Raw genomic sequence first — 12,893 nt, forward strand, 5'->3', positions numbered from 1 at the left:
CCTGTTGCGTATCGGAGCCTGCCCGCTTGTCCGACCCTTTCATCGTGATCTCCCGCATCGAGGTTCGCTCCGATGCCTGGGAGTGTTTCGTCGCTGCCGCCGGATACTGTATCGAAGCGACCAGACGTGAGCAGGGCTGCCTCGCCTATGAGATCCATGAGAGCCTGACGCAGCCGGGGCGTTTCGTGTCCTATGAAAGCTGGGAAACCCGCGCCGACATCGACCGGCACATGGGCTCGGATCACATGCGGGCCTTTCTGGAGGCGGTGAGGGCTTGCGCCGCGGCGCCTCCAGTGATCGAAGTGGTCGAACCGCGGTCGATCGACCGCCTCTGATCCACGATCTACACGGACGTATTCATCATGCTTCGCGCCACATCCGTCGTTCGCAAGGCCGCCGTCAGGCAAGACCGCGTCGTCGATACGCTGACGCTCGACCATGACGACCGCAACCGCCGCCGCCTGGCGCTGAAGGCCGATGGCGGGCTCGGCATCCTGCTCGATCTCGACAAGGCGACCGCGATCGGCGATGGCGACGCGGTTAAGCTCGAGGATGGCCGGCTTGTCCTGGTCAAGGCCGCGCCGCAGAGCCTGCTCGAGATCCGGGCCGAGAATCCGCTGCGCCTGATGCGCGTCGCCTGGCATATCGGCAACCGCCACACCCCGGCCGAGATCACAGCCGACGCGATCTATATCGAGAACGACCATGTGCTGGCCGAAATGGTACGCGGGCAGGGCTGCGCGATGAGCGCGGTGATGCGGCCGTTCCAGCCCGAGCGCGGCGCCTACGACCACGACCATTCCAATTGCGACCATCCCAGCCATGATCACCGCCATCACGGCCACGATCATGATCACCATGGGCACGATCACGCGGCGCATGCCCATGGGCATGCAGAGGCGCATGCTCACGACGACAAGGGCCGCGCCCACAGCCATGCAGAACAGCATTCGCATGCCCATGGCGACGCCTGCGGCTGCGGGCATGATCACGCCCATCACGATCACGGCCACAAGCACGGTGCCGAACACAGCCCCAAGGGCCACACGCACGATCATTGAGCGACGCAGGCAGCACCGAGCGAGCAGGCATGGCGGCGCATCTGCCCCTGATGGTCTGGCTGTCGCCGTCCTTCCCGGTCGGCGCCTTCGCCTATTCGCACGGCCTGGAATGGTCCTTCGAGAGCGGCGACCTGCATGATGCGCAGACGCTGCATGACTGGCTCGATGCGCTCGTCTCTCATGGCTCGCTGCGCAACGACCTGATCCTCTTCGCCTGTACCGTCCGGGTACTCGAGTCTCGCGACGATGCGGCGCTGACAGAGATCGCCGAACTGGCTCTGGCGCTGGCGAATTCCGCCGAGCGGAGGCTGGAGACGGTGACGCAGGGCAACGCTTTCGTCTCGGCACTGCGGGCCGCCTGGCCCTGCGCGACCGTCGACCATCTCAAGCAGGTCTGGCCGGGCGACGTCGCCTATCCGGTCGCGGTGGCCGCCGCCAGCGCGGGTCATGGCCTGCCGCTGCCCGCCTCGCTGGAGGCCTATGGGCTGGCCTTCGTCGCCAATCTCGTTTCGGCATCGGTTCGGCTCGGCATCGTCGGCCAGACCGACGGGCAGAAACTCACCGCCGCCCTGGTGCCAGCCCTGCGCGCGGCGGCGGCAGAGGCCGCGCTGTCAACCCTGGAGGATCTCGGCGGCTGCTGCTACCGCTCCGATCTCGCCTCGCTGCGCCACGAGACCCAGTATTCGCGGCTGTTCCGATCGTGAGCGCGGCGCGCGAATTGCACCATGCCTCCGCCTATCACCGCGCCGTTCCGGCCGGCGGGGTTGCCTTTCCGTTCAAGGGAATTTGACGATGTCGCGCTCTCCCCATGGCCCCCTCCGCGTCGGCATTGGCGGCCCCGTCGGCTCCGGCAAGACCGCGCTGATGGAGGTGCTCTGCAAGCGCATGCGCGACACCTACGACATCTGCGCCATCACCAACGACATCTACACCAAGGAGGATGCGCGGCTTTTGACCGTGGCTGGCGCCCTGCCGCAGGAGCGGATCATGGGCGTCGAGACGGGTGGCTGCCCGCACACCGCCATCCGCGAGGATTGCTCGATCAACCTCGCCGCCGTCGAGGAGATGCGGGCTAAGTTTCCCAACCTCGACATGATCCTGATCGAGTCCGGCGGCGACAATCTCGCCGCGACCTTCTCGCCGGAACTGGCGGACCTCACGATCTACGTCATCGACGTCGCCGCCGGGGAGAAGATCCCGCGCAAGGGTGGGCCCGGCATCACCCGCTCGGATCTTCTGGTGATCAACAAGACCGATCTCGCGCCCCATGTCGGCGCGGATCTTGCAGTGATGGACCGGGATTCCAGGCTGATGCGCGGCAAGCGACCCTTCGCCTTCACCAACACGAAGGCGGGCGAAGGCGTCGATGCCGTGATCGAATTCATCGAGACGGCAGGCGGCCTGCGGGCCGCTTCGGCAGCGTGACGAAGGTGCAAGGGAAACGACGATGCGGACGATGGCGAAACGAACGGGACTGGTCCTGGTGATGGCGGCGCTGGCCGGGCCGGCCCTGGCGCATACGGGTGTCGGCGCCGTACACGGCTTCGAGTCCGGCCTGATGCATCCGCTGTTCGGGCTCGATCACGTCCTGGCCATGGTCGCGGTCGGCCTCTGGGCCGGGTTGACGGGCGGCCGGGCGCGCCTGGCCTATCCGCTCGCCTTCGTCGGCATGATGATCCTCGCCGGGCTTTGGGGCATGTCGGGCGCGCTGCTGCCGGGCGTCGAGATCGGGATTGCGGTCTCGGTCATCGTGCTGGGCCTCGCCATCGCCTTGAAGGCAACCCCGCCGCTGGCGGCGGGCGCGGCGGCTTGCGCCATCTTCGCGATCTTCCACGGCCACGCCCATGGCGCCGAACTGCCAGATGGGGCGAGCGGAATGAGCTATGCCATCGGCTTCGTGCTGGCGACCCTTGCCCTGCACGGCGCCGGGCTTGGCCTCGCCGGTATCATGGCGACGCGCGCGCCGCTGCTGGCCCGGGTCGCCGGCGGCGGTCTGGCGCTGGCGGGCATGGCCATTCTCGCCAGCTAGGGCGTGATATTTTTCAGGGAAACGCGGGTCATCCCGGACGCAGCGAAGCGGAGATCCGGGATCCATGCCTGAACCTTGACCGGACGCGTTCCGGAACAAGCCCGGGACGACGCCATGGTTCCCTGTCAAATGAGCATGCGCCAGCGCGGTCTCGCGTCGCCCCGCGCAGATCGCCGCACAAAGACGGCCTCAGCCTTCGTAGCCGCGCAGTGCGCTCACTGCCGCCATCACGCCCCGAAGTTCCGCGAGCCCCCGCAGACGCCCGACCGCCGGATAGCCGGGAAAGGAGCCCTTGCCGACATCGTCGAGCAAGGCATGGCCGTGGTCGGGCCGCATCGGGATCTGCCAATGGGCTAAGCCCGCCGCCTTGCGCCGCTGCTCCTCGGTGAGCAGCGCCTCGACCAGCGCCACCATGTCGGTGTCGCCGCCGAGATGCTCGGCCTCCATGAAGGAGCCGTCGGCGTCCTTGGCGACATTGCGCAGATGCGCAAACCAGATCCGGTCGGCGAAGCGCCGCGCGATTCCCGGCACGTCGTTCTTAGGATTGGCGCCGAGCGAGCCGGAGCACAATGTCAGCCCGTTCGCTGGTCGATCGACCGCACCCATGATGAAGGCGATATCGTCCTCGTCCGAGCAGATCCGCGGCAGGCCGAAGAGCGGGCGCGGCGGATCGTCGGGGTGGATGCACATCCGGATGCCGACCTCTTCGGCCGTCGGGATCACGGCTTCGAGGAAGCGCTTGAGATTGGCCCGCAGCGCCTCATGGCTCATGCCGCGATAGCGCTCCAGCATGCGTGCCAACCCCGGCACGTCGTAGCGGTCATAGGCGCCCGGCAGCCCCGCCATGATATTGGCCAGCAACCTGTCGCGATCAGCCTCCGTCGAGCTCTCGAACCAGGCCTTGGCGCGATCCATCACATCCGCCGAGTGCCCTTCGTCGGCGCCGGGGCGCTGCAGCATGAAATGGTCGAAGGCGACATATTCGTGGATGTTGAAGCGCAGCGCCGTGCCGCCGCCGGGCAGGGGGAAGGCGAGTTCGGTGCGCGTCCAGTCCAGAACGGGCATGAAATTGTAGCAGACCACCTCGAGCCCGCAGGTAGCGAGGTTGCGCAGCGACTGCCGGTAGTTTGCGAAGACCGGCTCCAGATCGCCTTCGCCGATCTTGATGCTCTCATGCAGCGGCAGGCTCTCGACCACGTTCCAGCGCAGGCCCAAGCTCGGATCGGCCGCGATGATCGCCTGGCGCGCCTCGATCTCCTCGACGCTCCAGACCACGCCATAGGGGATCTGATGGAGCGCGTTGACGATGCCGCGCGCGCCCGCCTGCCGTGCCTGGGCAAGCGTCACCACGTCGTCGGGTCCAAACCAGCGCCAGCTCTGTTCCATCAGGAGGCCCGTTCCGTCAGTGCATGGGTCATGGTCGCGAATCCTCCAGCGTTGCTTGTTGTGGTAAGGCCATCGCCGTCAATCGAGGCGGGCGGGGGTGGCGCTGCCGGCGAAAGCATCGACATGCTCGCGGGCGATGGCCTCGATGGCGTCGAAGACCATGCGCAGATGCGCGCGCATCGCCGCTTCGGCGCGGGGCTCGTCTCCGATCACCACGCAATGCGTGATCTCGCGATGCTGGGCGAGGATCATGCCGGGCCAAGCCTCGCTCTCTAGCGACAGGCAGCGGACCCGGTCGAGCTGCGCCTTGACGCCCTCGATCAGGCTCCAGACCGAGGGGTGGCCGGCCAGCCGTGCCAGTTCGGCGTGGAACGCTTCGTCCTGGCGGAAGAAGCCCGCGCGGTCGCCCATGGCGAGAAAGCGCTCCTGCTGCCGCACATTCTGTTCCAGTGCCGCCTTGCCGGCGTCGTCGGCATGGCGCGCGGCGAGCGCGACCGTCCGGCATTCCAGCGTTTCCCGGACGAACTGGCTGTCATGGACGGCTGTGAGATCGATCGGGGCCACGAAGGTGCCGACCTGCGGCACCACCATCAGGAAGCCTTCCTCGACCAGGCGCTTGAAGGCTTCGCGCACCGGCGTGCGGCTGACGCCGAAGCGCACGGCCATGCCCGCCTCCGACATCGCCTCGCCCGGGCGCAGCACCGCTGCGAGAATGTCCCCTCGCAACAGGCGGTGGATCTGTTCGGTGCTTTGACGGGTCGCGGGAAGGGCCATACCAAGCTCTTATCGACTGGTATACTAGGATACCGACTAATCCGAGCCCGCGTCAATCAGCGCGCGCCATGGATATGGGGAGAGGAAGCTGGTGATGCTGCTCTTCCTGCTGCCGCTGCTGGCGCTGGGCATCCTCCGACGCAGATCGGGCCCGCGCCAGGCGCGAAAGAAATCCGCCCCCGGCCGGAACCGGACGGGGGCGGTCGCGATTGAACCCGGGCAGCGCGGATGGCGTCTCATCCGTCCGGAGTGTCAAGCCATGGCGCGCGTGATCTTCGACGATGCCGTTCCGATCCCACCGCCCCCTACACGGCTGAAACGCAGCTCGGCCGCCAAGCTGACGATCACACGCCGCAAATCAGGCAAGGGTTTCAGCTATCGCGATGCCGAAGGCCAGCGCATCACCGACGCGGCGACGCTGGCCCGCATCCGTTCGCTCGCGATTCCGCCGGCCTATGCGGACGTCCGCATCGCCGCCGACCCTCGCGCCCATCTTCAGGCTGTCGGCCATGACGAAGCCGGCCGCATCCAGCATCGCTATCATCCGGCCTGGGACAAGGTGCGTGAGCGTCGCAAGCTCAAACGCCTGAAATGCCTGATCGATGCGCTGCCCAAGCTGCGGGCCGCGATCGCGCGCGATCTCAAGGATCGCAAGCTCAGCCGGGACAAGGCGCTGGCCTGTGCCGCCGCGATCATCGACCGCTGCCATATCCGCGTCGGCAATGAGAGCTACGCCAAGGCCAATGGCAGCCATGGCGCCTCGACGCTGCTCAAGCGTCACGTCACGATCACCGGCAGCCGCGTCGAACTCGCCTTCAAGGGTAAGAGCGGCAAGGAGATCGCTTGCGCGCATGAGGACGCGACGTTGGCCCGCGCCCTGACGCGCGTCATGACCCTGAAAGGCCGCCGTGCTTTTCAGTACCAGCGCGAGGACGGTACTGTCGGCGAATTGAGGGCCGGCGACATCAACGCCTATCTCAAGCGCGTCTCCGGCCTGCCGGTCAGCAGCAAGGATCTGCGCATGCTGGCCGCCAATGCCGCCGCCGCCGAGCTGCTGCTGGCCGGAGAACTCGTCGCGACCGAAACCGGCCGCAGGCGCCAGCTCGCCGACATCATGCGCGCGATCTCGGAGCGGCTGGTCAACACGCCGGCCGTGGTTCGCAAGAGCTATGTCCATGAGATCGTCGTGCGTTCCCATGCCAGCGGGCGCCTCAAGCGCTGCTTCGACAAGGCCAAGGCGCGCGGCGGCTGCTCGCGCATCGAACGGGCGCTTGGGCTGCTCGCCGCCTGATCGTCAGGGCGTCCGATCCGGAACCCTGCTACGACCTTGCGTGATCAGCCGGGCGCTGTGCTGGCCGGAGATGAAGGTCCAGAACCAGCTCCAGGCGACGGCGACGCGGCTGCGCGCGCCGATCAGGAAGAAGATGTGGGCGATGCCCCAGATCCACCAGGCGATCGCCCCGCGCAGGCGCAGCCAGCCGAAATCGGCCACGGCCGCGCTCTTGCCGATGGTGGCGAGGTTGCCCTGATGGCGATAGCGGAACGGGGCGGGGGCTGGCTTCCCGGCGAGCCGCGCGCGAATGACCTTGGCGACATGGGCGCCTTGCTGCTTGGCGGCTGGAGCGATCCCTGGCACGGGCTTTCCGTCGCTTGTCGCGACCGCCGCCGTATCGCCGATGACGAAGATCTCAGGCCGGCCGGGCGCGTTGAGGTTCGCATCGACGTTCGCCCGTCCCGCCCGGTCGGCAGCGATGCCGAGCCATGCTGCGGCGGGCGAGGCAGCGACGCCGGCCGCCCAGACCACGGTGCGGCAGCCGACGAATTCAGTCCCGATCGTCACCCCGTCGGCGCGGATGTCCGAGACCGGCCGACCGAACAGGACCTTGACACCGAGCTTTTCCAGCGCTCCTTGCGCATAATCCGACAACGACTCCGGAAACGCTGCCAGCACCCTGGCGCCGGCCTCGATCAGCAGAACCCGGGCCTCGCGGGTGTCGATGTTGCGGAATTCGCGCCACAAAATCTTCTGGGCCAATTCGGCGATGATTCCGGCGAGTTCGACGCCGGTCGGCCCGGCGCCAATCACCGCGAAGGTCAGCAGTGCCTGCCGGGCGATTGGATCGGTCTCGCGCTCGGCCTGCTCGAAGGCGAGCAGCAGCCGCCGCCGGATCGTGGTCGCATCCTCCAGCGTCTTCAAGCCGGGCGCCACGCCCTCCCAGTCGTCGCGGCCGAAATAGGAGTGCCGCGCGCCGGTGGCGAGCACCAGCGTGTCGTAAGCCACTGTGCCGCCATCATCGAGCAGCACCCGCTTGGCCTGAGGATCGACGCCGGAGACCTGCCCCAGCAGCGTGGTGACGTCGGCCCGCTCGCGAAACAGCCGCCGGATCGGCCAGGCGATCTCCGAGGTGGCAAGGATGGTGGTCGCGACCTGGTACAGCAGCGGCTGAAACAGGTGATGGTTGCGCTGGTCGATCAGCGTGATCCGCAAGCCCGCCCCCTGCAAATCGCGCACGAGTTGAAGGCCGGCAAAACCAGCGCCCACGACAACGAGATGGTGGGCTTCGGGAGGCGGCGGGATCTTTGCCATTGTGCCAGAATGTCCTGCCCGTTCGACGCAGCCGCAGCAGGGCCGCTTTGACGGTAACTGGGCTGGACCAGATCCCCCCGCAACCCCCACAACCATGGGGGCAGGTGCATCCGGGCGTGTTTCGCGGTAATCAGCGCTTATGACAGCCCTTTCGCCCGAGCTCCTGCGCTTCTCCGTGGCGCCCATGATGGACTGGACCGACCGCTATTGCCGGACGATCCATCGCCTGATGTCGCGCCGCGCCAGGCTCTATACCGAGATGGTGACGGCCCAAGCCGTGATCCGGGGCGACCGGCAGCGGCTGATCGGGTTCGACGCCTTCGAGCATCCCGTCGCGCTCCAGCTTGGCGGCAACGATCCGGTCCTGCTGGCGCAGGCCGCGCGGATCGGCGCCGACTTCGGCTATGACGAGATCAACCTGAACTGCGGCTGCCCCTCCGATCGCGTTCAGGGCGGGGCCTTTGGCGCCTGCCTGATGCGCGAGCCGGTGCTGGTCGGCGATTGCGTCGCCGCGATGAAGGCCGCCGTCTCCATCCCCGTCACGGTGAAATGCCGTATCGGCGTCGACGACCAGGACCCGGAAGCAGCGCTCGATGCACTGACGGCCTCGGTGAAGGCCGCCGGGGTCGATGCCCTCATCGTCCATGCCCGCAAGGCCTGGCTGCAGGGCCTCTCGCCCAAGGAAAATCGCGAGGTGCCGCCGCTCGATTATGGCCGTGCCTATCGCCTTAAAGCCGCCCATCCCGATCTGCCGATCGCCATCAATGGCGGCATTCGTGCGCCCGACGAATGGGCGGGCCAGCTTGACCATGTGGACGGGGTGATGGTCGGCCGCGAGGCCTATCAGAACCCAGAGATCCTGCTCCGGGTCGATCCGCTGCTGTTTGGCGAGGCCGCGCCTGTGTCCGACGCCTTTGCCATGCTGGAGGCACTGGAGCCGCATCTGGCTGCCCATCTCGAAGCCGGCGGGCGGCTGCATGCTTTCACTCGCCATCTCGTCGGGCTGTTCCCGGGGCGTCCCGGCGCGCGCCAGTTTCGCCGCCATCTCGCCGAGCATTGCGTCGCCGCAGGCGCGGGGATCGACGATCTGCGCGCCGCGGTTGCCCATGTCGCGCGCCTCGATGGCGCGCAGGCTGCCGCCTGAGGGGCCGCGTCATGACCGCTGCATCCCTGTCCGAATCCAAGATCGCGCAGCGCATCGCCGAGAGCTTCGGCAAGCAGAGCTTCATGACGACTTTGGGCGCCACCCTTTGCCATGTCGCCGCCGGTGAGGTCGAGATCGCATTGCCGATCGCAGCCCATGTTTCCCAGCAGCACGGCTTCGTCCATGCCGGCGCGGTCGCCTCGATCGCCGATTCCGCCTGCGGCTATGCCGCCCTGACGCTGATGCCGCCCGGCGCCGGTGTGCTGACGGCCGAGTTCAAGATCAACCTGTTAGCGCCGGCCGCCGGTGAGCGGCTGATCGCGAAGGGCAGGGTCGTGAAAGCCGGCCGCACGCTGACATTGGCCATGGCGGAGGTCTTCGCCGTCAAGGACGGCGCCACCAGGCTTTGCGCCCTGATGACAGCGACCTGCATGACGATGATAAGCCGGGATGGCGTTGCGGACTGAGGCGAGATCGCGCTTGACGAGTCAGGCGTACTTATGGTAACTTAACTTTATGGTTAAGTTTGAAGATTCGCGTCTCGATCGCACGTTTTCGGCTCTGTCGGATCCGACGCGCCGGGCCCTGCTGGCGAGGCTGCAGGAGCAGGACGGGCTGTCGATCAGTACGCTGGCGCAGCCCTTTGCCATGTCGCTGCCGGCGGTCATGAAACATCTCGACGTATTGTCGGATGCCGGGCTGATCACGCGGGTCAAGACTGGCCGCGTGGTCTCCTGCCGGCTCAATGCCGATCCGATGGAGGAGGCGATGGGCTGGCTCGCGCGATATCAGCAGTTCTGGTCGCAGCGTCTCGACGCACTGGAGGCCATGCTGAACGAGGGCCACGGTGAAGTCCGGCCCGACGAAGGACCCAAAGGCGGCGCCGATAGGCGCTGACGCAGCGCATCGGAGGCCAAGCCTTGGACCAGCGGGTCGCAACCACGCCCAGCCTGACGATGAAGCGCCGGCTGAAGGCCGCGCCGGCGGCGGTCTACCGGGCCTGGACGGACCCTCAACTGCTCATGCGCTGGTTTGGGCCGGAGAACGTGTCGACACACGAGGTCAAGGTCGATGCCCGCATCGGCGGTGGCTTCCGGGTGGTGATGCTGGAGTACACCGGCGAGCGCCACGAGGTCTCCGGCACCTATTCCGATGTTGTCGAGAACGAGCGGCTGGTCTTCTCCTGGTCTTGGATCACGACACCCGAGCGCGTCTCGCGCGTCACCGTGACCTTCAAGCCAGACGGCGACGGCACGATCCTGACGCTTCTGCATGAGCAGTTCTTCGACGAGCAGGCGGTCAAGGGGCACAGCCATGGCTGGATGGGCTCGCTCGACAAACTGGAGGCGCTGTTCGCCTGACGCGGCCGGGCCCTTCCGTCATTGCGAGGAGCGAAGCGACGAAGCAATCCAGGGGGCGCCGAACCCAACGGCCTGGATCGCTTCGCTGCGCTCGCGATAACGGCTCGGAAGAAAGCCCTGTCAGCCCGGCCCGGCGCCCTGCGTGCCGAGATAAAGCGCGTAGATCGACTGGCTCGCCGCCATGAACAGCCGGTTCCGCTTGGGCCCGCCGAAGCAGATGTTGCCGCACACCTCCGGCAGGCGAATGCGGCCGATCAGCTTGCCGGCGGGGTTGAAGACGTTGACCCCGCTATAGCCGACATTGCGCCCGGCATTGGACGAGGCCCAGAGATTGCCTTCGACATCGCAGCGCAGCCCGTCGGGCCCGCAATGCACGCCATCGATCATGCAGTCGGAGAAGACCTTGCCGTTGCTGAGCTTGTTGTCGGTGCCGACATCGAAGACGTGGATGTCGCCCTTGCCGCCCGCACCCGTATCGCCCGGTCCCTTGCCGGTCGAGGCGATGTAGAGCTTCTTGAAATCCGGCGAGAAGCACAGGCCGTTGGGGTCGGGCACCTGCGATTCCGGCACGACGAGATCGAGCCTGCCGCTTGGATCGAGGCGGTAGGTGCTGGTCGGCAGTTCGCGCTTGGCGAGCCCGATGCCTGGCGGCTGGCCGAGGCGGGGATTGAGCTTGCCATTGGCGTTGCTCGGGCCGCCCGGCGCATCGGGCGCACCTTCGTAGAGTTGCCCGCCATAAGGCGGATCGGTGAACCAGTAGCTGCCGTCGGGGTGGGCCACGATGTCGTTGGGCGAGTTCAGCTTCTTGCCCTCGAACGAGTCGGCGAGCACGGTCGCCGAGCCGTCGAGCTCGTAGCGCACGACGCGCCGGTTGAGATGCTCGCAGGAGAGCTGCCGGCCCTGGAAATCGAAGCTGTTGCCGTTGCTGTTGCCCGAGGGCGCGCGGAAGACGCTGACATGCCCGTCATCCTCGATCCAGCGCATCTGCCGGTTGCGCGGGATGTCGCTCCAGACGAGGTACTGGCCCTGCGCGTTCCAGGCCGGCCCCTCGACCCATAATCCCCCGGTCCAGATCCGCTGGATCGCGGCATTGGGCTGGGCCAGCCCGTTAAAGGCGGGGTCGACGGCGATGACGTCTGGGTCCCAGAAATAGGTCGTCGGCGCGCCGCGGCGGCTGAAATCGCGCGGCGGGGTGGTGATCGTGGTCGGCGGTGCGGCGGGGCTGCCTGCGCTCTGCGAGAAAGCGGGGCCGGCCGTGGCGGCCAGCGCCCCGAGCCCGGCCACCTGGATCAGGTTGCGCCGGGACAGGATGGCCGGCTGGTGCGGCTTGGGATCGCGGTCGTGAGCAGTAGGGTCTGTCATCGTTTACCTCCCTGGATTGTTGTTGAAACCGGCTTTGTGCCGGCCTTGCATTGTCTCTTGAGGTTCCTTTCCTGTCGTCGCAGCGCCCGGCGGACGCGTGAGCGAGACGTCAGATCATCAGGGCGGAGGCCCCGGGTCGAGCGGTGCTGATGGTGGGGCCGTCGTGCAGCCCAAGCATGCGTGGAGCGCGGGCCCGGCATCGCTTTTGCGCATCGCTGGTGCGGAACGGCAGGCTGGCGGCGATGCTTGATCCCGGCGGTGCATATCCGCCCCGCCGTGCCGCGCTTGCCCCGGCCCGCGAAATCGCCCAAAGCAGCCTTCCTTCTGGTCGGATCGCTGCCATGTTTGCTGGAATTCCCATCGGGGACCTCGTTTTCCTCGCGGTCTCGCTCGTCGCGGCTGGCGCTCTCACCGGCCTTCTCGCGGGCGTCTTCGGCGTCGGCGGCGGTGCGGTCATCGTGCCGATCCTCTACGAGGTCTTCCGGGTCATCGGCGTGCCCGAGGAGGTTCGCATGCCGCTTTGCGTCGGCACCTCGCTGGCAGTGATCATCCCGACCTCGATCCGCTCCTTCAACGCCCACCGCGCCAAGGGCATGGTCGACATGTCGATCCTCAAGATCTGGGCGGTGCCGGTCGTGCTCGGCGTGCTCGTCGGCAGCTATATCGCCCGTTTCGCGCCGGCCGACCTGTTCAAGATCATCTTCGTCATCGTCGCGTTCTTCAGCGCGCTGCGGCTGCTCTTCGCTTCCGACCGCTGGCAACTCGGCACGGAGATGCCGGGCAAGATCCTGATGAACATCTATGGCGGCATCATCGGCGTGCTGTCGGCCCTGATGGGGATCGGCGGCGGCCAGCTCTCGAGCCTGTTCATGACCTTCTACGGCCGCCCGATCCACCAGGCGGTCGCGACCTCCTCGGGGCTGGGTGTCATCATCTCGATCCCCGGCGCGCTCGGCTTCATCTATGCCGGCTGGCCGAAGATGGACATCCTGCCGCCGCTCTCGCTCGGCTATGTGTCGCTGATCGGCTTCATGCTCTTCATCCCGACCTCGATCTGGACCGCCCCGATCGGTGCGCGCCTCGCGCACCGGCTCTCGAAGCGCAAGCTGGAGGTTGTTTTCGGCATCTTCCTGCTGCTGGTCGCGGCGCGGTTCATCTGGTCGCTGGTGGTCTGAGGCGGAGAAGATAG

Annotated in this window: 15 protein-coding genes; 11 read left to right on the forward strand and 4 right to left on the reverse strand. The window is 67.0% G+C overall.

The features are described 5' to 3' along the window. Nucleotides 1-26: 26 nt before the first annotated feature. The 5 genes from IP69_RS01040 to IP69_RS01060 all read left to right on the forward strand — a co-directional run bounded on the left by IP69_RS01040 (nucleotide 27) and on the right by IP69_RS01060 (nucleotide 3,090). Nucleotides 27-335, forward strand: coding sequence for a putative quinol monooxygenase (locus IP69_RS01040; RefSeq protein ID WP_054140961.1), 309 nt, complete (start codon nucleotides 27-29; stop codon nucleotides 333-335). A gap of 27 nt (nucleotides 336-362) precedes the next feature. After that, complete coding sequence (locus IP69_RS01045; protein WP_054140962.1) at nucleotides 363-1,061, forward strand: urease accessory protein UreE; 699 nt, start codon at nucleotides 363-365, stop codon at nucleotides 1,059-1,061. Nucleotides 1,062-1,090: 29 nt separating this feature from the next. Next, complete coding sequence (locus IP69_RS01050) at nucleotides 1,091-1,765, forward strand: urease accessory UreF family protein (RefSeq protein WP_054140963.1); 675 nt, start codon at nucleotides 1,091-1,093, stop codon at nucleotides 1,763-1,765. An 88-nt stretch (nucleotides 1,766-1,853) separates the two neighbouring features. Beyond that, entirely contained in the window at nucleotides 1,854-2,486 is a 633-nt protein-coding gene (gene ureG, locus IP69_RS01055; RefSeq protein WP_054140964.1) for an urease accessory protein UreG, read from the forward strand. A 31-nt stretch (nucleotides 2,487-2,517) separates the two neighbouring features. Beyond that, the gene (locus tag IP69_RS01060; RefSeq protein WP_054141386.1) at nucleotides 2,518-3,090 is read left to right on the forward strand and encodes a HupE/UreJ family protein; all 573 of its coding nucleotides are present in this window, start codon (nucleotides 2,518-2,520) and stop codon (nucleotides 3,088-3,090) included. 189 nt (nucleotides 3,091-3,279) lie between these two features. Here IP69_RS01060 and uxuA read toward each other — a convergent pair whose 3' ends face one another. Both uxuA and IP69_RS01070 read right to left on the reverse strand, forming a co-directional pair. Continuing rightward, a complete protein-coding gene (uxuA, locus tag IP69_RS01065; protein ID WP_054140965.1) occupies nucleotides 3,280-4,476 on the reverse strand; it encodes a mannonate dehydratase in 1,197 nt (398 codons plus the stop codon). A 78-nt stretch (nucleotides 4,477-4,554) separates the two neighbouring features. Further along, on the reverse strand, nucleotides 4,555-5,250 hold the full coding sequence (locus IP69_RS01070) for a GntR family transcriptional regulator (RefSeq protein ID WP_054140966.1): 696 nt from the start codon (nucleotides 5,248-5,250) through the stop codon (nucleotides 4,555-4,557). A 259-nt stretch (nucleotides 5,251-5,509) separates the two neighbouring features. Between IP69_RS01070 and IP69_RS01075 the strand changes: the two genes are divergently transcribed. After that, nucleotides 5,510-6,541, forward strand: coding sequence for a DNA topoisomerase IB (locus IP69_RS01075; protein ID WP_054141387.1), 1,032 nt, complete (start codon nucleotides 5,510-5,512; stop codon nucleotides 6,539-6,541). 3 nt (nucleotides 6,542-6,544) lie between these two features. Here IP69_RS01075 and IP69_RS01080 read toward each other — a convergent pair whose 3' ends face one another. Beyond that, nucleotides 6,545-7,837, reverse strand: a complete 1,293-nt coding sequence (locus tag IP69_RS01080; RefSeq protein WP_054140967.1) for an NAD(P)/FAD-dependent oxidoreductase — start codon at nucleotides 7,835-7,837, stop codon at nucleotides 6,545-6,547. Nucleotides 7,838-7,976: 139 nt separating this feature from the next. Here IP69_RS01080 and dusA point away from each other — a divergent pair, with 139 nt between their 5' ends. The 4 genes from dusA to IP69_RS01100 are packed head-to-tail and all read left to right on the forward strand — an operon-like array spanning nucleotide 7,977 to nucleotide 10,342. Beyond that, a complete protein-coding gene (gene dusA / locus IP69_RS01085) occupies nucleotides 7,977-8,981 on the forward strand; it encodes a tRNA dihydrouridine(20/20a) synthase DusA (RefSeq protein ID WP_082358738.1) in 1,005 nt (334 codons plus the stop codon). Nucleotides 8,982-8,992: 11 nt separating this feature from the next. Further along, the gene (locus tag IP69_RS01090) at nucleotides 8,993-9,448 is read left to right on the forward strand and encodes a PaaI family thioesterase (RefSeq protein ID WP_054140968.1); all 456 of its coding nucleotides are present in this window, start codon (nucleotides 8,993-8,995) and stop codon (nucleotides 9,446-9,448) included. 49 nt (nucleotides 9,449-9,497) lie between these two features. Continuing rightward, on the forward strand, nucleotides 9,498-9,878 hold the full coding sequence (locus IP69_RS01095; RefSeq protein ID WP_054140969.1) for a metalloregulator ArsR/SmtB family transcription factor: 381 nt from the start codon (nucleotides 9,498-9,500) through the stop codon (nucleotides 9,876-9,878). Nucleotides 9,879-9,901: 23 nt separating this feature from the next. Beyond that, nucleotides 9,902-10,342, forward strand: a complete 441-nt coding sequence (locus IP69_RS01100; protein WP_248306661.1) for an SRPBCC domain-containing protein — start codon at nucleotides 9,902-9,904, stop codon at nucleotides 10,340-10,342. A gap of 120 nt (nucleotides 10,343-10,462) precedes the next feature. Here IP69_RS01100 and IP69_RS01105 read toward each other — a convergent pair whose 3' ends face one another. Then, nucleotides 10,463-11,704, reverse strand: coding sequence for an SMP-30/gluconolactonase/LRE family protein (locus IP69_RS01105; protein ID WP_054140970.1), 1,242 nt, complete (start codon nucleotides 11,702-11,704; stop codon nucleotides 10,463-10,465). Nucleotides 11,705-12,045: 341 nt separating this feature from the next. On the opposite strand from IP69_RS01105, the gene IP69_RS01110 reads away from it, so the two are divergent. Next, a complete protein-coding gene (locus IP69_RS01110) occupies nucleotides 12,046-12,879 on the forward strand; it encodes a sulfite exporter TauE/SafE family protein (protein WP_054140971.1) in 834 nt (277 codons plus the stop codon). Nucleotides 12,880-12,893: the final 14 nt, after the last annotated feature.

This window comes from Allobosea sp. AAP35, from assembly GCF_001295925.1.
GTDB lineage: Bacteria > Pseudomonadota > Alphaproteobacteria > Rhizobiales > Beijerinckiaceae > Allobosea.